The 21,444-nt window shown below is 66.2% G+C and carries 23 protein-coding genes and 1 other RNA gene; 16 read left to right on the forward strand and 8 right to left on the reverse strand.

The window, feature by feature from the left end; genetic code table 11:
* Position 1: 1 nt before the first annotated feature.
* Positions 2–451 carry an EVE domain-containing protein gene (locus NAV27_RS00985; protein WP_102828054.1) on the reverse strand — a complete coding sequence of 150 codons (450 nt, stop codon included), beginning with the start codon at positions 449–451 and terminating at the stop codon, positions 2–4.
* A gap of 193 nt (positions 452–644) precedes the next feature.
* Between NAV27_RS00985 and NAV27_RS00990 the strand changes: the two genes are divergently transcribed.
* Positions 645–785 (forward strand): hypothetical protein, encoded by a 141-nt coding sequence (locus NAV27_RS00990; RefSeq protein ID WP_008569323.1) that lies wholly within the window; start codon positions 645–647, stop codon positions 783–785.
* A 33-nt stretch (positions 786–818) separates the two neighbouring features.
* On the opposite strand, the gene NAV27_RS00995 is transcribed toward NAV27_RS00990, so the two are convergent.
* The 4 genes from NAV27_RS00995 to NAV27_RS01010 form a co-directional block, all read right to left on the reverse strand.
* Positions 819–1,421 carry a 5-formyltetrahydrofolate cyclo-ligase gene (locus NAV27_RS00995; protein ID WP_102828053.1) on the reverse strand — a complete coding sequence of 201 codons (603 nt, stop codon included), beginning with the start codon at positions 1,419–1,421 and terminating at the stop codon, positions 819–821.
* 6 nt (positions 1,422–1,427) lie between these two features.
* Positions 1,428–1,606: non-coding RNA, 6S RNA (ssrS, locus tag NAV27_RS01000), on the reverse strand.
* Between the two features lie 33 nt (positions 1,607–1,639).
* Positions 1,640–1,951 carry a cell division protein ZapA gene (locus tag NAV27_RS01005; protein WP_008569325.1) on the reverse strand — a complete coding sequence of 104 codons (312 nt, stop codon included), beginning with the start codon at positions 1,949–1,951 and terminating at the stop codon, positions 1,640–1,642.
* Entirely contained in the window at positions 1,948–2,157 is a 210-nt protein-coding gene (locus tag NAV27_RS01010) for a TIGR02449 family protein (RefSeq protein WP_008569326.1), read from the reverse strand. The genes NAV27_RS01005 and NAV27_RS01010 overlap by 4 nt, the downstream gene beginning before the upstream one ends.
* Positions 2,158–2,276: 119 nt before the next feature.
* Between NAV27_RS01010 and NAV27_RS01015 the strand changes: the two genes are divergently transcribed.
* The 8 genes from NAV27_RS01015 to gcvH all read left to right on the forward strand — a co-directional run bounded on the left by NAV27_RS01015 (position 2,277) and on the right by gcvH (position 11,211).
* Positions 2,277–2,831, forward strand: coding sequence for a YecA/YgfB family protein (locus NAV27_RS01015; protein WP_054093931.1), 555 nt, complete (start codon positions 2,277–2,279; stop codon positions 2,829–2,831).
* 16 nt (positions 2,832–2,847) lie between these two features.
* Positions 2,848–4,182: a Xaa-Pro aminopeptidase gene (pepP, locus tag NAV27_RS01020; protein ID WP_102828052.1), complete on the forward strand. Its 1,335-nt coding sequence runs from the start codon at positions 2,848–2,850 to the stop codon at positions 4,180–4,182.
* A 1-nt stretch (position 4,183) separates the two neighbouring features.
* Complete coding sequence (ubiH, locus tag NAV27_RS01025; RefSeq protein WP_102828051.1) at positions 4,184–5,362, forward strand: 2-octaprenyl-6-methoxyphenyl hydroxylase; 1,179 nt, start codon at positions 4,184–4,186, stop codon at positions 5,360–5,362.
* 69 nt (positions 5,363–5,431) lie between these two features.
* Positions 5,432–6,652: a 2-octaprenyl-3-methyl-6-methoxy-1,4-benzoquinol hydroxylase gene (locus NAV27_RS01030; protein ID WP_102828050.1), complete on the forward strand. Its 1,221-nt coding sequence runs from the start codon at positions 5,432–5,434 to the stop codon at positions 6,650–6,652.
* A gap of 107 nt (positions 6,653–6,759) precedes the next feature.
* Positions 6,760–7,761: an extracellular solute-binding protein gene (locus NAV27_RS01035; RefSeq protein WP_008569332.1), complete on the forward strand. Its 1,002-nt coding sequence runs from the start codon at positions 6,760–6,762 to the stop codon at positions 7,759–7,761.
* 132 nt (positions 7,762–7,893) lie between these two features.
* A complete protein-coding gene (locus NAV27_RS01040) occupies positions 7,894–9,504 on the forward strand; it encodes an ABC transporter permease (RefSeq protein WP_102828049.1) in 1,611 nt (536 codons plus the stop codon).
* A gap of 174 nt (positions 9,505–9,678) precedes the next feature.
* Positions 9,679–10,761: a glycine cleavage system aminomethyltransferase GcvT gene (gcvT, locus tag NAV27_RS01045; RefSeq protein WP_102828048.1), complete on the forward strand. Its 1,083-nt coding sequence runs from the start codon at positions 9,679–9,681 to the stop codon at positions 10,759–10,761.
* Between the two features lie 66 nt (positions 10,762–10,827).
* On the forward strand, positions 10,828–11,211 hold the full coding sequence (gene gcvH / locus NAV27_RS01050) for a glycine cleavage system protein GcvH (RefSeq protein WP_008569335.1): 384 nt from the start codon (positions 10,828–10,830) through the stop codon (positions 11,209–11,211).
* A gap of 69 nt (positions 11,212–11,280) precedes the next feature.
* On the opposite strand, the gene yihA is transcribed toward gcvH, so the two are convergent.
* Positions 11,281–11,916 (reverse strand): ribosome biogenesis GTP-binding protein YihA/YsxC, encoded by a 636-nt coding sequence (yihA, locus tag NAV27_RS01055; protein WP_008569336.1) that lies wholly within the window; start codon positions 11,914–11,916, stop codon positions 11,281–11,283.
* A 212-nt stretch (positions 11,917–12,128) separates the two neighbouring features.
* On the opposite strand from yihA, the gene NAV27_RS01060 reads away from it, so the two are divergent.
* From NAV27_RS01060 to NAV27_RS01080, 5 genes are all read left to right on the forward strand, one after another.
* Positions 12,129–12,761 carry a c-type cytochrome gene (locus tag NAV27_RS01060; RefSeq protein ID WP_008569338.1) on the forward strand — a complete coding sequence of 211 codons (633 nt, stop codon included), beginning with the start codon at positions 12,129–12,131 and terminating at the stop codon, positions 12,759–12,761.
* Between the two features lie 181 nt (positions 12,762–12,942).
* On the forward strand, positions 12,943–13,572 hold the full coding sequence (locus NAV27_RS01065; RefSeq protein WP_054093936.1) for a thiol:disulfide interchange protein DsbA/DsbL: 630 nt from the start codon (positions 12,943–12,945) through the stop codon (positions 13,570–13,572).
* Positions 13,573–13,578: 6 nt separating this feature from the next.
* Positions 13,579–14,448 carry an endonuclease/exonuclease/phosphatase family protein gene (locus NAV27_RS01070; RefSeq protein ID WP_008569341.1) on the forward strand — a complete coding sequence of 290 codons (870 nt, stop codon included), beginning with the start codon at positions 13,579–13,581 and terminating at the stop codon, positions 14,446–14,448.
* Positions 14,445–16,208 (forward strand): GGDEF domain-containing protein, encoded by a 1,764-nt coding sequence (locus NAV27_RS01075; protein WP_102828047.1) that lies wholly within the window; start codon positions 14,445–14,447, stop codon positions 16,206–16,208. Before NAV27_RS01070 ends, NAV27_RS01075 begins: the two co-directional genes overlap by 4 nt.
* Before the next feature lie 91 nt (positions 16,209–16,299).
* Positions 16,300–17,079, forward strand: a complete 780-nt coding sequence (locus tag NAV27_RS01080; RefSeq protein WP_102828046.1) for an N-acetylmuramoyl-L-alanine amidase — start codon at positions 16,300–16,302, stop codon at positions 17,077–17,079.
* A 9-nt stretch (positions 17,080–17,088) separates the two neighbouring features.
* Here NAV27_RS01080 and NAV27_RS01085 read toward each other — a convergent pair whose 3' ends face one another.
* Positions 17,089–18,876 (reverse strand): KinB sensor domain-containing domain, encoded by a 1,788-nt coding sequence (locus NAV27_RS01085; protein WP_102828045.1) that lies wholly within the window; start codon positions 18,874–18,876, stop codon positions 17,089–17,091.
* Positions 18,873–20,219: a sigma-54-dependent response regulator transcription factor AlgB gene (algB, locus tag NAV27_RS01090; protein WP_102828044.1), complete on the reverse strand. Its 1,347-nt coding sequence runs from the start codon at positions 20,217–20,219 to the stop codon at positions 18,873–18,875. The genes NAV27_RS01085 and algB overlap by 4 nt, the downstream gene beginning before the upstream one ends.
* A 270-nt stretch (positions 20,220–20,489) precedes the next feature.
* On the opposite strand from algB, the gene NAV27_RS01095 reads away from it, so the two are divergent.
* Positions 20,490–20,921, forward strand: coding sequence for a ferritin-like domain-containing protein (locus NAV27_RS01095; protein ID WP_102828043.1), 432 nt, complete (start codon positions 20,490–20,492; stop codon positions 20,919–20,921).
* Positions 20,922–21,102: 181 nt separating this feature from the next.
* A complete protein-coding gene (locus tag NAV27_RS01100; RefSeq protein WP_003286804.1) occupies positions 21,103–21,339 on the forward strand; it encodes a hypothetical protein in 237 nt (78 codons plus the stop codon).
* Positions 21,340–21,444: the final 105 nt, after the last annotated feature.

Genomic DNA, 21,444 nt, shown 5'->3' on the forward strand with positions numbered 1-21,444 from the left:
CTCAACGCAGTGCGAGTACGGCGGCCCATTCGGCGGGGCTGACCGGCATGACCGAAAGCCGGCTGCCCTTTTGTACCAGCGGCAGTTGTGCAAGTGCGGCCTCAGCCTTGAGCCGGGGCAGCGTGACCGGCGTGGCGAAACGCTCGACGAAGGCGACGTCGACCGCGCTCCAGGCATTCTTCTCCGCGCTGGCCTTGGCGTCGAAATAAGGGCTGTCGGGTTGCAGCGCCGTCGGATCGGCATAGGCCGGGCGGACAATGCGGCCGATGCCGGCGATTGCCGGCACCGCGCAGCTGGAATGGTAGAAGAAGAACAGGTCGCCTTCGGCCATCGCGCGCAGGAAGTTGCGCGCCTGGTAGTTGCGCACGCCATCCCAGCGCGCCTGGTGCTGTTTTTCGAGATCAAGGATGGAAAATTCATCCGGTTCGGACTTCATCAACCAATACGGCATGGAGTTTGCTCTCCCCTCGGCGGTTCGATAAGGCCATGATGGCAAATTTCCCCTACGGTCGGTGGCAACGCAGGTTTGCGCCCGCTCGATGCTTAACGGAAAATGCCGCGGCTGTTGAGTGGCGTATCGGGCTCTAGAACGATAAAGCACGTCAACTCGACGGCAGATTCGCCTGGCAGGGGGAGGCGATCAGATGAAGCGCAAGCCAGACATTCTTTGGGTATTGGTACTTATCTTCGGACTCGGCGTGGTCACCACGGGCTACACGCAGAGCCTCTGGGAACGCCAGAGCGACGCCAGCGTCGCGCCTGTCGTCCAGCAACAGAGTCGCTGAAGAATGCGCCGCACGGATGCGGCGCAGGAAAGCTCATCGCGCGTACCAGCGCCGGTCCGTCACCGTGGCCTGTAGCGGCACATCCCAGCTGGCCAGCGTCAGCCGATCCACCTTCTGACACTCATGCGCAAGGCCCAATAGGGTCGGTTTGTGACTTTTTTTGCGCCTAGAGCGATACGCCAGGCTGCGATCGTAAAACCCGCCGCCCATTCCGAGGCGCCCACCGCTCTCGTCGAACCCCACCAGCGGCATCAGCAACAGATCGAGCGTCCACGCGGCGCGCTGTCGTTTGGCGCAGTGTCGTGGTTCGGCAATGCCGAAACGGTTCGGCTTGAGCTGTTCGCCGGCACTTACCTGCTGAAACACCATGCGCGTCCGTGGCCAGGGATTGAGTATCGGCAGGTAGGTCGCCTTGCCGCGGCGCTGGGCTTCGCGCAGCAGCGGTCGAGGGTCGATCTCGCCATCGTTGGGCAGATACAGCGCAATATGCCGCGCTCGGCGAAACAGCGGATGCTGGGCCAGTTGGCGGTACAGGCGGCGGGCGGCGAGGCGTTGCTCGGCGGGCGAAAGCGCCCGGCGTGCTTCACGCAATTTGCGGCGCAGCGCGGCGCGTGTGAGGCCTTCCGCTGCGATCATGAAAAATGACTCCCCAGCATGCCGCTGCCGGCGTAGGCCCTTGAACCCGAGAGTTCAAGGTGGCGACTACAGAGAACCTTCAGGCTTTCCGTCAGGCGGACATGCACACCGGTCCCACTTGTAGCCTCCGTGGTATTGCTTATCGGGAGAGGGTCATCGCCGACTGGCAAACATGCCAGGGAGTGGCGCGGATTATACCTCAATCTGTCGACCGTTCATCAGCTGCCGGGATTCGGGTCGGCGGCCAGGGCGCTGTCCACGCGCTCCAGCAGCATGCGCACATGCTCGCGGGCGCTGCTGGCTTCGGCGTCCAGGCGATCATTGCGATGCAGCAGTTCGTGGGTGATGTTCAGCGCGGCCATCACCGCCACGCGGTCGGCGCCGATGACTTTGCCGCTGCTGCGAATCTCGCGCATCTTGCGATCCAGATAGCGCGCGGCGTTTTCCAGATTGCTGCGTTCTTCGGCCGGACAGGAAATGCAATATTCCTTGTCCATGATGTGCACGGTGGTGGTGTTCGGCTGGGTCATGAGTCCTGCTCCAGGGCTTTCAGGCGCGAAATCATCGATTCGACCTTCAATCGAGCCAATTCGTTCTTTTCGATCAGATGAGCGCGCTCTTCGCGCCAGGCCCGCTCGTTGGCCAGCAGCAGGTGGTTCTGTGCCTTGAGTTGCTCGATGCGCTGGAGCAGTTGTTCCAGCTTGGCGGTCAGCAATCGCAGATCGGCGTCTTCCATGGGCTTCCTATGGCGCGCGGGGCTGGTTCCTGCGGGCGCCGATGGTCTTGTCTCGGCCGCCGGTGCTAGGATACGAGGCCTTCATTCTAGTCATTGCGCCCCCGTGCGCCTAGCCGCCCATGTCGATTCAGAATTCCCCCTACGCCGCCTTCGCCACCTTGCTGGCGGGCAGCGCCCAAGCCGTTTCCCCCGCCGAACTGCACGGCCTGCTGCTGGGGCGCAGTTGCGCCGGCGCCGACTTCGCGGTCGATCCCTGGCTGGCTGATGCCGCCGATCTGCTTGGCGAGATGCCCGAAGGCAGTGTGCGGCAGGCGCTGATCGGCCTGCAGGAGATGGTCAAGGGCGAGCTGGCCGGCGAGGACATCGCCGTCGTGCTGCTGCTGCCCAACGACGACGCACCGCTGGCCGAGCGTGCGGTGGCTCTGGGGCAGTGGTGCCAGGGCTTTCTCGCTGGCTTCGGGCTGATCGCCGGTGATCGCGCCTTGAGCGCCGAAGCGATGGAGGTGCTGCAGGATCTGTCCGCCATCGCGCAGATCCAGGATGCCCTGGAAGAGTCCGAAGAAGGCGAGAGCGATTACATGGAGGTCATGGAGTACCTGCGCGTCGCCCCCGTATTGCTGTTCACCGAATGCGCCAAGCCGCTCGAACCGGCGGCCAAACCGTCCCTGCACTGAGGAAGTCTCCCGCCCCATGACCCGCATCCCGAAGTCGGAATTCGCCCGTCGGCGCACGGCGCTGATGGCGCAGATGGAACCCAACAGCATCGCCATCCTGCCCGCCGCGCCGATGTATATCCGCAACCGCGATGTCGAGCATGTCTACCGCCAGGACAGTGATTTCCAGTACCTCTCCGGCTTTCCCGAGCCGGAGGCGGTGATCGCCCTGATCCCGGGGCGTGAGCACGGCGAATACGTGCTGTTCTGCCGCGAGCGCGATCCCGAGCGTGAGCTGTGGGACGGCCTGCGCGCCGGTCAGGACGGCGCCATCAAGACCTACGGCGCCGACGACGCTTTCCCCATCGGCGATATCGACGACATCCTCCCTGGCCTGATCGAAGGGCGCGAGCGCGTCTACTACGCCATCGGCACCAACGAGGCCTTCGATCACCGGCTCATGGAGTGGATCAAGACCATCCGCGCCAAGGCCCGCCAAGGCGCGCAGCCGCCGAGCGAGTTCGTCGCGCTCGATCACCTGCTGCACGACATGCGCCTGTACAAGTCGAGCAACGAAGTGAAGGTGATGAAGCACGCCGCGGAGATTTCCGCGCGTGCGCACATTCGTGCGATGCAGGCCAGCCGCGCCGGGCTGTTCGAATACCACCTTGAAGCCGAACTGGACTACGAGTTCCGCAAAGGTGGAGCGAAGATGCAGGCCTACGGCAGCATCGTCGCCGCTGGCAGGAACGCCTGCATCCTGCATTACCGCGAGAACGATGCGCCGCTCAAGGACGGCGATCTGGTGCTGATCGATGCCGGCTGTGAGATCGACTGCTACGCCAGCGACATCACCCGCACCTTCCCGGTCAGCGGCAAGTTCTCGCCCGAGCAGAAGGCGATCTACGAGCTGGTGCTGAAGGCCAACGAAGAAGCCTTCAAGCACATCGCACCCGGCAAGCACTGGAACGAGGCGCACGAAGCCACGGTGCGGGTGATCACCGCCGGGCTGGTGGAGCTGGGGTTGTTGCAGGGCGAGGTCGACGAACTGATCGCCAGCGAGGCCTACAAACCTTTCTATATGCATCGCGCCGGCCACTGGCTGGGCATGGATGTGCACGACGTCGGCGACTACAAGATCGGCGGCGAGTGGCGCGTGCTCGAAGCGGGCATGGCGATGACCGTGGAGCCGGGCATCTACATTGCCACCGACAACCAGAACGTGGCCAAGAAGTGGCGCGGCATCGGCGTGCGCATCGAGGATGACGTGGTGGTCACCCAGACCGGCTGCGAGATTCTCACCACCGGCGTGCCGAAGAGCGTCGCCGAGATCGAGGCGCTGATGGCCGCCGCGCGCGAGCAGGTCGCCTGACATGCAGACCCTGGCGATCATCGGCGGCGGCCTGGTCGGCGCCAGCCTGGCGCTGGCGTTGCAGGATGGTGCGCGCGAGCGGGGCTGGCGGATTCACCTGATCGAGCCGTTTCAGCCGGGGCACGAATACCAGCCGAGCTATGACGCGCGTTCCACTGCGCTGTCCTGGGGCACTCGACTGATCTATCAGCGGCTTGGCGTGTGGCCGCGGATCGCCGAGCGTGCCGAGCCGATCCGCCGGATCCACGTATCCGAGCGTGGGCGCTTCGCTGCCGCGCGACTGGATGCCGTCGACGAGGGCGTGGAGGCGCTGGGCTATGTGGTCGAGAACGCCTGGATCGGCCATTGCCTGTGGCACGCACTGGACGAACGGGTGGTGCTGCGTGACTGCCCGGCCGAGGTGCAGAAGCTGCAGCCGACCGACGGCGGCTATCGCCTGACGCTGGCCGACGGACGAGAGCTGGATTGCGCGCTGGCGGTGCTGGCCGACGGCGGCCGCTCCGGTCTGCGCGAGCAGCTGGGCATCCATGTCGAGCGTCGTTCCTACGGGCAGAGCGCGCTGATCGCCAATGTCAGTCCGGCGCGCGCGCATGACGGGCTGGCCTTCGAGCGTTTCACCGCGGACGGCCCGATGGCGCTGCTGCCGGTGCGCGACAACCGCTGTGCGCTGGTCTGGACGCGCCCGCCGGCAGAGGCGGCGCGGTTGGCGGCACTGCCCGAAGTGCAGTTCCTCGCCGAGTTGCAGCAGGCCTTCGGCTATCGCCTCGGCGCGTTCCGCCAGGTCGGTACGCGGCATCTGTATCCGCTGGCGCTGGTCGAGGCCGAGGAGCAGGTGCGTGCCGGACTGGTGGTGCTGGGCAATGCCGCGCACAGCCTGCACCCGATTGCCGGACAGGGCTACAACCTGTCACTGCGCGATGTGGATGCACTGAGCGCCGCGTTGCTCGCCAGCCCGGCTGAGCTCGGTGATCTCGCGGTGCTGCGCGGCTATGCCGAGCGCCAGCAGCGCGACCAGCTGCTGACCGTCGGTTTCTCCGATCAGGTCACCCGGCTGTTCGGCGACTCGGCTGCGCTGATGTCCACCGGGCGGGGCCTCGGCCTGCTCGGGCTCGACCTGCTGCCCCCAGCCAAGCACTGGTTCGCCCGTCAGGCGATGGGGCTGGGCACGCGCGTCGGCTAGGTCGCACGCGGCGGTCCTGTCATTCCACCTAGATTCACGCCGCAGCCGCGGCAGCCCGGGAGAGTAGCGATGCAAGCGGATCTGATCATCGTCGGCGCGGGAATGGTCGGCAGCACGCTGGCCCTGGCGCTTGAAGGCAGCGGGCTGAAGGTCGCGATTGCCGATGCCGGCCCGCTGACGCTGGCGCCGTTCGATGCGCAGGGCGCGTTCGAACCGCGGGTCAGTGCGCTCTCCGCCGCCAGCCAGCGCATCCTCGAACGCGTCGGCGCCTGGCCCGGCATTGCCGCACGGCGCGCCAGTCCCTACGGCGACATGCGCGTGTGGGATGGCTCGGGCACCGGGCAGATTCATTTCAGCGCGGCGACCGTGCATGCCGAGGTACTTGGCCATATCGTCGAGAACCGCGTGGTGCAGGATGCCCTGCTCGAAGCGCTGCAGGCACGCGGCACAGCCGAGCTGATCGCCGACGCGCGACTGGAGCAACTGCACGAGGTCGAGGACGGCTGGCAGCTCACCTTCAGCGATGGCCGACAGCTGCGCGCGCCGCTGGTGGTCGCTGCCGACGGTGCGAATTCGGCGGTGCGCCGTTTGGCCGGCTGCGAGACGCGCGAGTGGGATTACTTTCACCATGCCATCGTCACCAGCGTGCGCTGCGCCGAGGCGCACCAGCGTACCGCCTGGCAGCGCTTCACCGACAACGGGCCGCTGGCGTTCCTGCCGTTACAGCGGGACGGCGACGAGCACTGGTGTTCGATCGTCTGGTCGGCCACCGAGGACGAGGCCAGGCGCCTGATGGCGCTCGATGACGAAACCTTCCGTGCGGCGCTGGGACGGGCTTTCGAACAGCGTCTGGGCGAGGTGCAGGAAGTCGACCCGCGGCTATGCATTCCGCTGCGTCAGCGGCATGCCAAGCGTTACGTGCGCGCCGGGCTGGCGTTGATCGGCGATGCCGCGCACACCATCCATCCGCTGGCCGGCCAGGGGGTGAACCTCGGCCTGCTGGATGCCGCCGTGCTGGCCGAGGTGCTGCAGGCGGCGCTGGCGCGCGGCGAGCGACCGGCCGATCTGCGCGTGCTCAGCCGTTTCGAGCGCCGGCGCATGCCGCACAACCTGACGATGATGGCGGCGATGGAAGGATTCGAGCGCTTGTTCCAGACCGATCAGCTGCCGCTGCGCTGGCTGCGCAATGCCGGGCTGAAGAGCGCCGAAGCACTGCCGGAGGTCAAGGCGCTGTTCGTGCGTCAGGCGCTGGGCCTGAGTGGCGATCTTCCGCAGCTGGCACGCTGCTGAGCGCGCAAGGAGTAACGAAAAGCTACATGCGCGCATTGTCGCATTGAGAAACTAAATGGGAGTCACTACTATTCGGCCTCTATCCGGACCAAACAAGAGGCTGATTCATGCAGGTAAGCAAAGGTTTACTCGCCGCGCTGGCACTCACTGCGCTGTCGAGCGCTGTCCAGGCTGCCGATGAAGTGGTGGTCTACTCGTCGCGCATCGACGAGCTGATCAAGCCCGTGTTCGACGCCTACACCAAGCAGAGTGGCGTCGCGGTGAAGTTCATCACCGACAAGGAAGCGCCGCTGATGGCCCGGATCAAGGCCGAAGGCGAGAACACGCCGGCGGACCTGCTGCTCACTGTCGATGGTGGCAACCTCTGGCAGGCCGAGGAAATGGGTCTGCTGCAGCCGCTGAATTCCGCGGTGGTCAAGCAGAACATCCCGTCGCAGTACCGCTCGTCCAACGATGCCTGGACCGGCCTTTCGCTGCGCGCGCGCACCATCGTCTACTCGCCGGAGCGGGTCAAGGACGGCGAGCTGACCACCTACGAAGCCCTGGCTGACGACAAGTGGGACGGCCGTCTGTGTCTGCGTACCAGCAAGAAGGTCTACAACCAGTCGCTGACCGCCACGCTGATCGAGACGCACGGCGCCGAGAAGACCGAGCAGATCATCAAGGGCTGGGTCGACAATCTGGCGACCGACGTCTTCGCCGATGACACCGCGCTGATCCAGGCCATCGACGCCGGCCAGTGCGATGTCGGCATCGTCAACACCTATTACTACGGCCGCCTGCACCAGGAGAATCCGGCGCTCAAGGCCAAGCTGTTCTGGCCGAACCAGCAGGATCGCGGCGTGCACGTGAACCTCTCCGGCATCGGCCTGACCAAGTACGCGCCGAACCCGGACGCGGCGCGCAAGCTGGTGGAGTGGATGACCGGCGCCGAGGCGCAGAGCATCTTCGCCGACATCAACATGGAATACCCGGCCAACCCGCAGGTGAAGCCGTCCGCCGAGGTGGCCGCCTGGGGCGAGTTCAAGGCCGACAGCATTCCGGTCGAAGTGGCCGGCAAGCGTCAGGCCGAGGCGATCAAACTGATGGACCGCGCCGGCTGGCGGTAATGTTGCCGCGCGGTACGGCGCGGGCGGTGCGCGGCTGAGATCAGGCCGCACGAGCCGTCCGCCTCGCCGCTACGGTTATACTCGACGCCCCGGTTGATCCGGGGCGTTGTCTTTTCCCCATCCGAGGCTTGCGTGTCCCACTCCGTCGAGCACCGCTGGTATCCGATCACCTTCGCCGTCGCGGCGCTGGTGCTGCTGCCGCTGAGCGTTCTGCTGTTCAGCTGGCATGACATCGACCGGGAGATCTGGTCGCACCTGTGGGATACCCAGATGCCGCGGCTGCTGGGCAATACGCTGACGCTGCTGCTCGGCGTCGGCGCCGGTGTGACGGTACTGGGCGTCAGCCTGGCCTGGTTGACCTCGCTTTGCGAATTCCCCGGGCGGCGCTGGCTGGACTGGGCGCTGATGCTGCCCTTCGCGATTCCCGCCTATGTGCTGGCGTTCGTCTTCATCGGCCTGCTCGACTTCGCCGGACCGGTGCAGACGCTGGCGCGCGAATGGTTCGGCAGCGGCATTCGATTTCCGCGGGTGCGTTCCACCGGCGGAGTAATCGTGGTGCTGGTGCTGGTGTTCTATCCCTATGTCTACCTGCTGGCGCGCTCAGCGTTTCTCGCCCAGGGACGCGGCCTGATGGAGGCGGCGCGGGTGCTTGGCCAGTCGCCCTGGCGAGCCTTCTGGACTGTGGCGTTGCCGATGGCGCGCCCGGCGATCGGGGCCGGGCTGGCGCTGGCGGTGATGGAAACACTGGCCGATTTCGGTGCGGTCTCGGTGTTCAACTTCGATACCTTCACCACCGCAATCTACAAGACCTGGTACGGCTTCTTCAGCCTGACCAGCGCCACCCAGCTGGCCAGTCTGCTGCTGCTGGCGGTGATGCTGGTGCTCTATGGCGAACGCCGCGCCCGCGGTGCGGCGCGCCCGGCGAGTGAGCGCGCCAGCACGGTGGCGCTGTATCCGCTGCGCGGTTTCAAGGCATTCGCCGCCAGCGCCTGGTGCGGGCTGGTGTTCCTCTGTGCGTTCGTCGTCCCGGTGCTGCAGTTGCTGGCGTGGTTCTGGCAGCGCGGCCGCTTCGATCTCGACGAGCGTTACACCGGGCTGATTCTGCACACACTCTACCTCGGCGGCCTGGCCGCGCTGATCATCGTCAGCACCGCGCTGCTGCTGGCGTTCGCCCGCCGCCAGGCGCCGGTACGCGCGGTTCGCACGGCTGTCGGGCTGGCCAATCTGGGTTACGCGCTGCCGGGCTCGGTACTGGCGGTGGCGATCATGCTGGCGTTCAGCTATCTGGATCGGCATCTGGTGATTCCGCTGTCCGACTGGCTGGGCGGTGCCGGCAAGCCGGTGCTGCTCGGCAGCCTCGGCGCGTTGCTGCTGGCCTATCTGGTGCGCTTCATGGCGGTGGCCTTCGGCCCGCTGGAAAGCAGTCTGGCGCGCATTCGTCCGTCGCTGCCGCAGGCGTCGCGCAGCCTCGGCGTAGGTGGTCCGGGGCTGTTCCTGCGAGTCTATTTGCCACTGCTGCTGCCCGGCACGCTGAGTGCCGCGCTGCTGGTGTTCGTCGACGTACTCAAGGAAATGCCGGCAACGCTGCTGATGCGTCCGTTCGGCTGGGACACCCTGGCAGTGCGCGTCTTCGAGATGACCAGCGAGGGCGAGTGGGCGCGCGCCGCGCTGCCGGCGTTGACGCTGGTGCTGGTCGGCCTGCTGCCGGTGATCCTGCTGATCCGCCGCTCGGCCAGGGGCTAGAACGCCGTCCTGCCGGGCGTTCGCGCGCACGCCCGACACGGCGTCGGGCTGCCGTGACCTGTCACAACCTTGGGGCTACAATGCGCGCCATTCGAACGCCGGCAGCTCGCTGCGCAACCGGCTCAGTCAGGCTTTACAAGGCCGTTTCGGCGACCTGCCCGGAAGGAGAAACCTATGGGTCAGCGTACTCCCCTCTACGCTCAGCACCTTGCGCTCGGCGCCAAGATGGTCGATTTCGGCGGCTGGGACATGCCGCTGCATTACGGCTCACAGGTCGAGGAACATCAGCAGGTGCGGCGTGAGTGCGGAGTGTTCGATGTCTCGCACATGACCGTCATCGATGTCGCCGGGCCGCAGGCCATGCTCTATCTGCAGCGACTGCTGGCCAACGACGTGGCGCGCCTGCGGCACGTCGGTCGGGCGCTGTACAGCACCATGCTCAATGAGCGTGGCGGTGTGGTCGACGACCTGATCGTCTACCTCACCGACTGGGGTTACCGCCTGGTAGTCAATGCCAGCACGCACGACAAGGACCTGGCCTGGCTGCACGCGCAGGCCGATGGATTCCATGTGGAAATTCGCGAGCGCGCCGAGCTGGCGATGCTGGCGATCCAGGGCCCGCATGCGCGCGCGCGTACCGCCGAGCTGGTCGATCAGCCGCGTGCCGCGCTGATTCAGGATCTCAAGCCATTTCACGGCCTGGTCCAGGGCGACTGGTTCATCGCGCGCACCGGCTACACCGGCGAGGACGGCCTGGAGATCATCCTGCCGGCCGAGCAGATCACCGGCTTCTTCACCGAGCTGGTCGGCGCCGGCATTCCACCGATCGGCCTGGGCGCGCGGGACACCCTGCGCCTGGAAGCGGGCCTGAATCTGTACGGTCAGGACATGAGTGAGGAGGTTTCGCCGCTGTCGTCGAACCTCGGCTGGACCATCGCCTGGGAGCCGACGGCGCGCGAGTTCGTCGGGCGCGCTGCGCTCGAACGGCAGAAGTCCAGCGATGACCTGCCGCGGCTGGTCGGCCTGGTCATGGAGGAGCGTGGTGTGCTGCGCGCCCATCAGGTGGTGCGGGTGACTGGGGTGGGTGACGGCGAGATCACCAGCGGCAGTTTTTCGCCTACGCTTGGCAAGTCGATCGCGCTCGCACGCGTTCCCGCGGCCACCGGAGAGCGTGCGGAAGTGGAAATCCGCGGCAAATGGTATCCGGTGCGCGTCGTGCAGCCGACCTTCGTGCGCAACGGCAAGGTACTGGTGTAAATTCTGGCGACCGCTTCGCGCGATGGCTTAGCGTGTCTGCACTGGACAGCCTCGAGGACAATACGAATGAGCGAAATCCCAAGCGACCTGCGTTACGCCGCCAGCCATGAGTGGGCCCGCCTCGAAGCGGATGGCAGCGTCACCGTCGGTATCTCCGATCATGCCCAGCAGGCGTTGGGCGACGTGGTCTACGTCGAGCTGCCGGAAGTCGGCGGCCAGCTTGCGGCGGGCCAGGAAGCCGGCGTGGTGGAATCGGTGAAGGCGGCGTCGGACATCTATGCGCCGGTTTCCGGCGAGGTGATCGCGATCAACGAGGCGCTGGCCGATTCGCCCGAGCAGGTCAACAGCGATCCGTACGGCAGCTGGTTCTTCCGTCTGCGGCCCAGCGACAAGGCGGAACTGGACAAGCTGCTCGACGCGGCGGCCTATCAGGCGTCCTGCGACGCCTGAACCGCTTCGCCGGTCGCACAAGCCCCGCCTTGTCGGGGCTTTTTTGTGCGCATGCGGCCGGCAGCGGTTTCAGGCTTCGGGCTGTTCCTCGAGCAGTCCCAGCCAGTCGGCCAGCACCTGCTGCGCCTGTTCCACGCCCTGGCGCTTGGGTGCGGAGAACAGCTGCACGCTCACCGCGTCGCCCCACTGCTTGCGCACGTCATGCTGGATCGTCAGCAGGGCGGTCTTGGCGGCGCCGAAGGCGAGCTTGTCGGACTTGGTCAGCAGGATGTGCAGCGGCATCTGACTGGCGCTCGACCAGTCCAGCATCATGCGGTCGAACTCGGTCAGCGGATGGCGGATATCCATCATCAGGAATACCCCGGCCAGGCTCTCGCGGCTGCCCAGGTAGGCTTCCAGATGGCGTTGCCAGTGCTGCTTGAGCGGAATCGGTACCTTGGCATAGCCGTAGCCGGGCAGGTCGACCAGACGACGCTCGTCGTCGAGGCGGAAGAAGTTGAGCAGCTGCGTGCGTCCCGGCGTCTTTGAGGTGCGCGCCAGATTGGCATGGGTCAGGGTGTTCAGCGCGCTGGACTTGCCGGCGTTCGAGCGACCGGCGAAGGCGACTTCCAGCCCCTCGTCGGCCGGGCACTGATCGACCTTGGCGGCGCTGATCATGAAGGTGGCTTGCTGGCAGAGGCCGAGAATCGGGTTCTTGGGGAGCATGGGCGGTCCGGTGCGTGCGCGGGGGGTGCGGCAATGGTTCGTTTCCGTTTCAGGAACGGGAGTATATAATGCCGCAGATTTTATGTGCGCTTTGGTCTTATCCCATCGGGAATCTGGCGCGCCATGCATAACGAGCGTCGCCGTAGTCCACGGACGCGAGCGGCCCGACCGATCGATTTCCTTATAACCCCTAGCCGTAGTTGGATGAGCTGATGAACAAAGTACTCGTGAGTCTGCTGTTGACCCTTGGCATCACCGGTATGGCCCACGCGGCTGGAGACGCCAAAGCGGGTCAGAGCAAAGCTGCCGTTTGTGGCGCCTGCCACGGAGTGGACGGCAACAGCCCGGCCCCGAACTTCCCGAAACTCGCCGGCCAGGGTGAGCGCTACCTGCTCAAACAGATGCAGGACATCAAGGCTGGCAGCACTCCGGGTGCGGCTGAGGGCGTTGGCCGCAAGGTACTGGAAATGACCGCCATGCTCGATCCGCTGAGCGATCAGGACCTGGCCGACATCGCCGCCTACTTCTCCAGCCAGAAACCGACCGTCGGCATGGCCGATCCGGCGCTGGTAGCGCAGGGCGAAAAACTGTTCCGCGGCGGCAAGCTGGACCTGGGCATGCCGGCGTGCACCGGTTGCCACGCACCGAACGGTGTGGGTAACGATCTGGCCGGCTTCCCGCAACTGGGTGGCCAGCATGCCGCCTATACCGCCAAGCAGCTGACCGACTTCCGCGAAGGCAACCGCACCAACGACGGCGACACCATGATCATGCGTGGTATCGCGGCCAAGCTGAGCAACAAGGACATTCAGGCGCTGTCGAGCTACATCCAGGGCCTGCACTGATCGCCTGCTGACAGGTGATCTGCTGAAAAGGCGCCCGGCCGTAAGGTCGGTCGCCTTTTTTTCGTTACGGCGCCGCTAGAATAGCCATTCACCGCTGCAGGTGAAGGCGCAAAACGCTGGTGAGACCTGTCGTTTTGCGGCAGCCTGTCATGCCTTGCCAGACGTTTTACAGGAGTCCTCCATGCGCAAACTCGTCATTTCCGCCGTCCTTGCTGCCGCCAGCCTGTTCGGCCTGCCTGCCGTGGCCGCCGACTACCAGGCGGGCAAGGAGTACGAGGTGCTGAGCAGCCCGGTGCCGGTCGCCGAGCCGGGCAAGATCGAGGTGGTCGAGCTGTTCTGGTATGGCTGCCCGCACTGCTACCAGTTCGAGCCGGTGATCAACCCGTGGGTCGAGAAGCTTCCGGCCGATGTCGCCTTCCGGCGCATCCCCGCCATGTTCGGCGGCATCTGGAACACCCATGGACAACTGTTCCTTGCGCTCGAATCGATGGGCGTGGAAAAACAGGTGCATGACGCGGTGTTCGCCGCCTATCACCAGGAGCGCAAGAAGCTCGCGACGCCCGAAGAAATGGCTGAGTTCCTCGCTGGCCAGGGAGTCGACAAGGATGCCTTTCTCAAGGCGTACAACTCCTTCGGCGTGAAGAGCCGCGTCGAACAGGCCAAGAAGCTGGGCATGGCCTACCAGATCAGCGGCGTACCGGTGCTGATCGTCAACGGCAAGTACCGTTTCGATCTCGGCTCGGCTGGTGGGCCGCAGGGCGCGCTGGACGTGGCTGATTTCCTCATCGAAAAAGAACGCGCCGCACGGTAACCGACGATGCTGCGGCGCTTGTATCCGTCGCGTCCGGCTGCTGCAGGGCAGCCGCAGACCAACGTGCACTGCGCGCCGCAGAGCGGTCTGCCGCTGGACGGACGACTACGCCTGCTGAGCTTCAATATCCAGGTCGGGATCCGCACCGAGCGTTACCATCACTACCTGACCCGCAGCTGGCAGCATCTGCTGCCGCATCCGGGGCGGGCGCTGAACCTGCAGCGCATCGGCGAGCTGATCGGTCGCTACGATCTGGTCGCGCTGCAGGAGGTCGACGGTGGCAGCCTGCGCTCCGGCTACATCAATCAGGTCGAGCACCTGGCGCAGCTCGGCGCCTTTCCGTACTGGTACCAGCAGCTCAACCGCAACCTCGGGCGCTTCGCCCAGCACAGCAATGGCGTGCTCAGCCGTCTTGCCCCGCAGCAGCTGGAGGACCATCCGCTGCCCGGTCCGTCCGGCCGCGGTGCGATCCTGCTGCGTTTCGGCGAGGGCGAGGATGCGCTGGTGGTGGTGATGATGCATCTGGCGCTGGGCGGGCGCACGCGCGTGCGTCAGCTGGCCTACATTCGCGAGCTGATCGGCGGGTATCGGCATCAGGTGCTGATGGGTGACATGAACACCCATGCCAACGATCTGCTGGAAAATTCCCCGCTGCGCGATCTCGGCCTGCTCGCACCGCAGGTCGAGGCGACCTTTCCCAGCTGGCGGCCGCAGCGCTGCCTGGACCACATCCTGCTCAGCCCGAGCCTCGCCCTCGAGCGTGTCGAGGTGTTGCCGTTGCCGATTTCCGATCACCTGCCGGTGGCGATGGAAATCCGTCTGCCCGAGGCGCTCAACGGCAACGCGCTGCCGGCCACGCTGGAGCCGTCGTCGTGAGTGTCGAGACCGAACGCTGGAAGGAAAAATACCTGCGCCTGCTCGAACAGCAGGAGCAGATCGAGCAGCGCTGGGAGCAGCGCGTCGATCTGCTGCGACGCAGCCTGGTACGCAGCAGCATGGCGGTCGAAGGTGCCGATCCGGCGGTGGAAAACTGCCTGCGGCAGATGCGCGAGGTGTTGCGCGACGGCGATTTCGACGACGGCCTCAGCACGCTGGTGCCGCGCCTGGAGAAGGCCGTGCTGGATTCGGATCGCCAGCGCCAGGAACGCACTCGGCATCTGATCGAGGCGCTGCACGGACTGGTGAACCCGTTGCTGGCGATGTCGCCACCGGCGGACGTGCGCCGGCGCCTGAAGCGCTTCGCCCGCAAGCTCGAACAGCGCATCGGTCGCGCGCGCGAACTACCGGCGCTGCTCGGCGAACTGGGCGAGCTGCAGCGTCAGGCCCTCGGCGCGCCGCTTGTCGCCGACAATCCCGGCGGTGGTTTTCTGCGCCGCCTGTTCGCTGGCCGCGAGAGCGTGGCGCTGGACGCCGAGGACAGTACGCCCGTGTCCGCGCCGCCGGTCGCTGCCGAGGTGCCGCCGCAGGCGGATCAGGCGCAAGCGGATCAGTCGACGCCGCTGTCGGCGTATGAGCTGGAGGGCGACGTTCCGTCCAGCGATGCTCCGGCGGGCGACTGCGAGCCAGCCTTGGCCGATTCGCCGGAGCCACCGTACAGCCAGGTGGCCGAGCGTATCGAGGCGGCGCTGCGCGGGCTGGTTGGCAGCCTGCGCCTGGGTGAAGCGCAACAGGCGCGGGCCGAGGCGCTGCATGAGCGCATTCGCCACGGTCTGAACTGGTACGAGCTGGTTCCGGTGCTGGACGATCTGGCGAGCCTGTTGCTGGCAGCCAGCGATCAGGACCAGCGCGAGTTCGAAAGCTACCTGAAGACGCTCAGCGAGCGGCTGGTGACCATGCAGCAGAACCTCTACGCTGCGCATGACGGCCATGCCGAGGCGCGCCGGACTGCCGAGGCGCTGGACCACGAGCTGCGCGAACAGGTCGACGTGCTGCAGAGCAGCATGCGCGAGGCCACCGATCTGGCCAGCCTCAAGCGCGTGGTCGAGGCGCGGCTGGATGGCCTGCTGCATACCGTCGGCGAATATCAGCAGCAGCGCAGCCAGCACGAGCAGGCGCTGGGCGCGCGTCTGCAGGAGCTGGTCGGTCGTGTCGGCAGCCTGGAACAGGCGGCGCAGGGCCTGCGTGGTCATCTCGAGGAGCAGCGGCAGAAGGCCCTGCTCGACGGCCTCACCGGCCTGCCGAATCGCACGGCCTGGAACGAACGGCTGGCGCTGGAGGCGGCGCGCTGGGAGCGCTATGGCGGTGAGCTGCTGCTCGCCGTGGTGGACGTCGACCACTTCAAGCGGATCAACGACAGCTATGGCCACCTGGCCGGTGATCGGGTGCTGAAGATCATCGGCGGGGAATTGCGCAAGCGTCTGCGCGCCACCGACTTCATCGCCCGTTTCGGCGGCGAGGAGTTCGTGCTGCTGCTGCCGTCTACCGCGCCCGAGGCCGGGCTGCAGGTGCTCGAAGCGCTGCGCAGCGGCATCGACGTCTGCCCGTTCCATTTCAAGGGCGAGCGGGTGCAGATCACCGTCTCGGCGGGCATGAGCGCGTTCGCAGCCGGCGACACGCCCGAGCAGGTCTTCGAGCGCGCCGACCTGGCGCTCTACCGCGCGAAGGACGCCGGGCGCAACCGCGTCGAGCGTGGCTGACCGGGCGGTCTGTGAGCGCTCGTCGCCGCTGCGTATAATCGCGCCCTCGCGCGCCGCCGCGGATCACCCAGCCGTCGACCCGAGGTCCCCCATGAGAATCATCAGCCTTGTCGCGCTCTTCCTGCTGCTGGCCGGCTGCGCCAGCGGGCCGCAGATCGACGACCGCTACCGCGCGGTCGGCCAGGACAGCCGGGTGCAGGTCATCGTGCTGCACTACACCTCCAGCGGTCTGGAGCATTCGCTGGCGCTGCTGACCGAGGGCGAAGTGAGCAGCCACTACCTGATCGGCGCCGCGCCGGCGACCATCTATCGCCTGGTCGACGAGGATCGCCGGGCCTGGCATGCCGGGCAGAGCGAGTGGAACGGGCGCACCTGGCTGAACTCCAGCTCCATCGGCATCGAACTGGTCAATCGCGGCTACGTCGAGGGCGAGGATGGCCGGCGCCTCTGGTATCCGTATACGGATGAACAGATCGACGCGCTGGTGCTGCTGCTCAAGGACATCATGCAGCGCCACGGGCTCAAGCCCGGTGCCATCGTCGGCCACAGCGACATCGCGGCGCAGCGCAAGGTCGATCCCGGCCCGCTGTTCCCCTGGAAGCGCCTGGCCGATGCCGGCCTGGTGCCCTGGCCGGATGCCGCGGCGGTGGCGGCGCAGCGTGCGGCGTTTGCCGCGGCGCCGCCGGATATCGCCTGGTTCCAGCTGGCGCTGGAGCTGCAGGGCTACAAGGTGCCGCGCCACGGTGAGCTGGATGAGGCGACGCGCAACGTGCTCGCGGCGTTCCAGATGAAGTACCGCCCGACGCGCTACGACGGCGAGCCGGACGCCGAAACCGCCGCGCTGCTGCAGGTGCTTAACGGTACGCGCTGAAGCCGACCGTCAGATCGGCAGGGCGATGTAGAAGATCGTGCCGTGGCCGATGCGCGAATGCACGCCGATGCGCCCGCCATGCAGCTGGGCGATCTCCTTGCACAGCGCCAGGCCGAGCCCGGCACCGCCGCGGCGGCGGCCGATCTGCACGAACGGCTCGAAGATCCGCGCCTGCTGGCTGTAGGGAATACCCTCGCCGTTGTCCTCCACGCTGATGATCATCCGCTCGCCGTGATGGCGTGCCAGCAGGCGCACCTCGCCACCCTCCGGCGTATGGCGTAGGGCGTTGCTCAGCAGGTTGTCGAGCAGCCGCTCGATCTGCTGGCGATCGAGCAGCAGGCTGGGCAGCGGCTGCTGCAGCTCCAGCTTAAGCTCGACATGGTGCTCGGCAGCGGCGACCACGAAGCGCTGGCGCGCGTCTTCGAGCAGCTGCGGAACGTCGCACGACTCTAGCTCCAGCTTCTGCTGGCCGCTCTGGTAGCGCGAGAAATTCAGCAGGTCGTTGATCAGCCGTACCAGCCGCTGCATTTCCTCGTGCACGGTGCTCAGCAGGTCGGATTCGCGATTGTTGGGCGGGTAGTGCAGACGTTCGCGCAGCAGGCTGAAGGCCATCTGCATGCCGGTCACCGGCGTGCGCAGCTCGTGGGAGGCGCGCAGCACGAATTCGTTGCGCACGCGCTCGAAGGTGCGCTGGTCGGTGACGTCGTGCAGCACCATCACAGCGCCGCTGATGCTGCCGTCGTGGTGGTTGACCGGGCTCATGCGCCAGGCCAGCAGTCGGCGTTCGCCATCGGCCTCGATCACCAGATCCTGCGGCGGCCCGGCGAGCGGCTTGTCGCTGAGCACCAGGCGCGCGGCCTCGTCCAGTTCCGGGTAGCCGAGCGCTTCGCCCAGGCTGCGGCCCAGATGCTCGCCTTCCCAGGCCAGCTGGCGCTGAGCGACCGGGTTGGCGTGCTCCAGGCAGCCGTGGCGGTCGATGATCAGCAGGCCGTCGTCGATGCTGTCGAGCAGTGCCTGCAGGCGCTGCTGGCCGTTCATCAAGGCCTGCACGTTGGTCTGCTTGAACTGGAACAACGCCTGCGCCATCAGGCCGAAGCGTCGGCTCAACGACGACAGCTCGGCGATGGGCGAGGTCGGCAGTTCGATGCCGAAGTCGCCGCGCCCGATCTGGTCGGCGGCTGCCGACAGCTGCTCGATCGGCGTGCCGAGGCGCCGGGCGAAGCTGTGCGCGGTGATGAAGCCGATCAGCAGTACGGCGATGCCGGTCAGGCCGAGCAGGCCGGCCAGCAGCATGGCGCGTTCGCGGCTGCGTACCTCGGTGTCGCGGATTGTCGCGTAGGCGCTCTGCTGCATGTCCACCATCAGGGTGCGGACCTGATTGAAGGCCTGGCTCAGCTCGTTTTCCTCCAGCAGCGTCCAGCCCTCGCTGCGCGGCGCATCCAGCACCAGCAGGAAGCTCGCGTAGGCGCTGGCGATGCTCTGGAAGGCCTGACGGTCGTCGTCGTTGCGCGCGCTCTGCATGCCGCGTTCCAGCGACGACTGGAAAGCCGCACGCGCCGCGCCCAGCGACTCGTGATCGCGGTGGTCGCGCAGCAGAATGATCAGGTGGTTGCCGAGCGCCTGGCGCAGCTGCTGGTTGATTTCGATGATGCCGAAGTTGTCGCGGATCAGGTGCTCCTGGCTCTTGGCCATCTGCATGACGCTGACCAGCGCCAGCAGCAGGCCGAGCAGCGCTACCGTCATCAGCGCCGAGAAACCCAGGAACAGCCGGGTTCTCAGCTTCATCTGCAGCTTCATAGACCGTACTGCTTGCGCTTGCGGTAGAGCGTCGAGGCGTCGATGCCGAGGATCCGCGCGGCCTGCTCGAGGGTATCGCTGGTACTCAGCACGCCGGCGATGTGCGCCTTCTCCAGGGCCTCCAGACTCAGCGGCTCGCCGATGCGCGGCGCGTTGCCGGTGGCCTGTTCGCCGAGGCCGAGGTGGCTGACCTCGATCATCGCCTGCGGACAGATGATGCTGGCGCGCTCGATCACGTTGCGCAGCTCACGCACGTTGCCCGGCCAGCGGTAGGCCTTGAGCGCGGCGAGTGCGGCGTCGCTGAAGCCGCGTGCCGGGCGCCCGTAGCTCTTGACGAAGGAGGCGAGGAAACGCTCGGCCAGGGCGAGGATGTCTTCCGGGCGCTCACGCATGGGCGGCAGGTTGAGCGTGATGACGTTGAGGCGGTAGAGCAGGTCCTCGCGGAACTTGCCCTCGCGCACCATCTCCTCGAGGTTGAGGTTGGTCGCCGCGAGGATGCGCACGTCGGCGCGGCGGGTCACCGGGTCGCCGACGCGTTCGTATTCCTTGTCCTGGATGAAACGCAGCAGCTTGGGCTGCAGCGCCAGCGGGAAATCGCCGATCTCGTCGAGAAACAGCGTGCCGCCGTCGGCCTGGTTGACCCGCCCGAGGGTGCTCTCGGTGGCGCCGGTGAAGGCGCCGCGGTTGTGGCCGAACAGCTCGCTCTCCATCAGCTCGGCCGACAGCGACGGGCAGTTGATGGTGACGAACGCCTTCTTCGCACGCCGGCTCCAGGTATGGATGGCGCGCGCCAGTTCGCCCTTGCTGGTGCCGGATTCGCCGAGGATGAGAATGTTGGCGTCGGTGTCGGCGACCTGCCGCGCCGTCTCCAGCACCGCCATCATCGCCGGGCTATGCGAGCCGAGCGCATCGCTGCGCTTCTGCATCTCGCCTTCCAGCGCTTCCAGGCGCGCGGCCATCTGCCGGACTTCCAGCTGCTTGGCCGCCGACAGTCGCAGCTGCTCGGGGCTGCAGGGCTTGAGCAGATAGTCGGCGGCGCCGGCCTGCATCGCGTCGACCGCGGTGTCCACGGCCGAATGCGCGGTGACGATCACCACGCGCATCCACGGCGCCAGCGTGCGCATCTGCTGCAGCACGTCGAGGCCGTTGTCCTCGCCCAGGCGCAGGTCGAGGAAGCACAGGTCGAACACCTGGCGTTGCAGGATCGCCTCCGCCTGCGCGGCGCTGGCGGCGGTCATCACGGTATAACCGCGATCCTCCAGGCAGTAGCGGAAGGTCCGCAAAATCGCTGCTTCGTCATCCACCAGCAGGATTCGCCCACCCGTGTCCGTCGTTTGCTCCATGAATGCTCCTTCCGGGTCGCGATATTGATGCGGCAAGCGGCACTGGCGGGACGCGCCCGTGCGGTGCCGAAGGCGAGTTCTTTAGTCTATGAAAAGTCTTGCAAGTTGCACGGTGCGCCGTCGTCGTTCCGGCAGCCGGTGTGGCGCGGAACGGGCGGCGGGCGCCAGCCTCTGATTTAGAGGACGCAGGCGGCGCGGCAGCGCCGGTACGTGGCCTGCGATCGATCATCTTTCACCGACGCCCGGCGCCGGTCACAGGAGCAATCCGCCATGAATCCAGCCACGCAGCAACTCAATGAACTGATCGAGATAACCCGCGACGGGCAGCGTTTCTACCAGCATGCGATCGACGAAGTAAAGGATGTCGATCTGCAGCATCTGTTCCGCGATATGGCACAGGCCAAGACTCAGGTAATCCAGGCGCTGGCGGTCAAGGTGGCGGCCTGCCACGAGCAGCCGGCGCAGGGCGGCACGCTCACCGGGCGCCTGAACGAGCTGTACACCGATGCCCGCGCACACCTGGGCAATGCCGATGGTGCCTATGTCGAGCAGCTGTTGCAGACCGAGGAGCGCATCCTGCGCGTGTTTGAGGATGCGCTGCCGGATGCCCAGCCGGACGTGCGCGCGCTGCTGGCGGTGGAACTGCCGAAGCTGCGTGCCTGCCATGCGCGCATGCGCCAGTTGCAGGAGGCGCGCTCCTGAGCGGAGCCGATCATGCAAAACGCACGGGTCGGCGAGGCGGCTCGTGCAAAATCAAGGGAAGGATTCTCGTTTGCTGTTTATAAGTTATTGAATATAAAGGATTATTTTTTGATGTGAGGCTGGCACGCGGGCTGCAATGTCTAGGGCAAATCGCCTACGACATGCTTAGAAGGAGTTGAGGATGAACCGCGAAGCCCGCTTGTCCCTGGCCAGCAAAGGATTGCTTGGCGCCGCAGTGGTGACCTTGATCATGGGAGCCAAACAGCCGATGGACGAACCGCTCAGCCAGCAGCAGCCGGACGCCGCGGAACGAATCCAGCTGTATGACGCTCAACCTAGTGAGATCACGCTGACCGGCCGGGCACCGCAATCACTCGACTTGCACCAGCCGCGCTCGGAGCAGCGCTGGGTCTTCTGAAGCAGGGAGTTTGCAGGCGAACCGGCAGGGATGCGTAGAAAAAACTCGTAGTTGATCGTGCCCTGGCCGGTCCGTCGAGAACCGATCCTGAACCGAGAGGAGTCG

The organism is Stutzerimonas degradans, from assembly GCF_024448505.1.
Taxonomy (GTDB): Bacteria; Pseudomonadota; Gammaproteobacteria; order Pseudomonadales; family Pseudomonadaceae; genus Stutzerimonas; species Stutzerimonas degradans.

Bases quoted from the DNA above. Each gene is read 5' to 3' on its own strand.
- NAV27_RS00985 (WP_102828054.1), bottom strand. From the start codon at position 451: ATGCCGTATTGGTTGATGAAGTCCGAACCGGATGAATTTTCCATCCTT.
- NAV27_RS00990 (WP_008569323.1), top strand. From the start codon at position 645: ATGAAGCGCAAGCCAGACATTCTTTGGGTATTGGTACTTATCTTCGGA.
- NAV27_RS00995 (WP_102828053.1), bottom strand. From the start codon at position 1,421: ATGATCGCAGCGGAAGGCCTCACACGCGCCGCGCTGCGCCGCAAATTG.
- NAV27_RS01005 (WP_008569325.1), bottom strand. From the start codon at position 1,951: ATGACCCAGCCGAACACCACCACCGTGCACATCATGGACAAGGAATAT.
- NAV27_RS01010 (WP_008569326.1), bottom strand. From the start codon at position 2,157: ATGGAAGACGCCGATCTGCGATTGCTGACCGCCAAGCTGGAACAACTG.
- NAV27_RS01015 (WP_054093931.1), top strand. From the start codon at position 2,277: ATGTCGATTCAGAATTCCCCCTACGCCGCCTTCGCCACCTTGCTGGCG.
- pepP (WP_102828052.1), top strand. From the start codon at position 2,848: ATGACCCGCATCCCGAAGTCGGAATTCGCCCGTCGGCGCACGGCGCTG.
- ubiH (WP_102828051.1), top strand. From the start codon at position 4,184: ATGCAGACCCTGGCGATCATCGGCGGCGGCCTGGTCGGCGCCAGCCTG.
- NAV27_RS01030 (WP_102828050.1), top strand. From the start codon at position 5,432: ATGCAAGCGGATCTGATCATCGTCGGCGCGGGAATGGTCGGCAGCACG.
- NAV27_RS01035 (WP_008569332.1), top strand. From the start codon at position 6,760: ATGCAGGTAAGCAAAGGTTTACTCGCCGCGCTGGCACTCACTGCGCTG.
- gcvT (WP_102828048.1), top strand. From the start codon at position 9,679: ATGGGTCAGCGTACTCCCCTCTACGCTCAGCACCTTGCGCTCGGCGCC.
- gcvH (WP_008569335.1), top strand. From the start codon at position 10,828: ATGAGCGAAATCCCAAGCGACCTGCGTTACGCCGCCAGCCATGAGTGG.
- yihA (WP_008569336.1), bottom strand. From the start codon at position 11,916: ATGCTCCCCAAGAACCCGATTCTCGGCCTCTGCCAGCAAGCCACCTTC.
- NAV27_RS01060 (WP_008569338.1), top strand. From the start codon at position 12,129: ATGAACAAAGTACTCGTGAGTCTGCTGTTGACCCTTGGCATCACCGGT.
- NAV27_RS01065 (WP_054093936.1), top strand. From the start codon at position 12,943: ATGCGCAAACTCGTCATTTCCGCCGTCCTTGCTGCCGCCAGCCTGTTC.
- NAV27_RS01070 (WP_008569341.1), top strand. From the start codon at position 13,579: ATGCTGCGGCGCTTGTATCCGTCGCGTCCGGCTGCTGCAGGGCAGCCG.
- NAV27_RS01080 (WP_102828046.1), top strand. From the start codon at position 16,300: ATGAGAATCATCAGCCTTGTCGCGCTCTTCCTGCTGCTGGCCGGCTGC.
- NAV27_RS01085 (WP_102828045.1), bottom strand. From the start codon at position 18,876: ATGAAGCTGCAGATGAAGCTGAGAACCCGGCTGTTCCTGGGTTTCTCG.
- algB (WP_102828044.1), bottom strand. From the start codon at position 20,219: ATGGAGCAAACGACGGACACGGGTGGGCGAATCCTGCTGGTGGATGAC.
- NAV27_RS01095 (WP_102828043.1), top strand. From the start codon at position 20,490: ATGAATCCAGCCACGCAGCAACTCAATGAACTGATCGAGATAACCCGC.
- NAV27_RS01100 (WP_003286804.1), top strand. From the start codon at position 21,103: ATGAACCGCGAAGCCCGCTTGTCCCTGGCCAGCAAAGGATTGCTTGGC.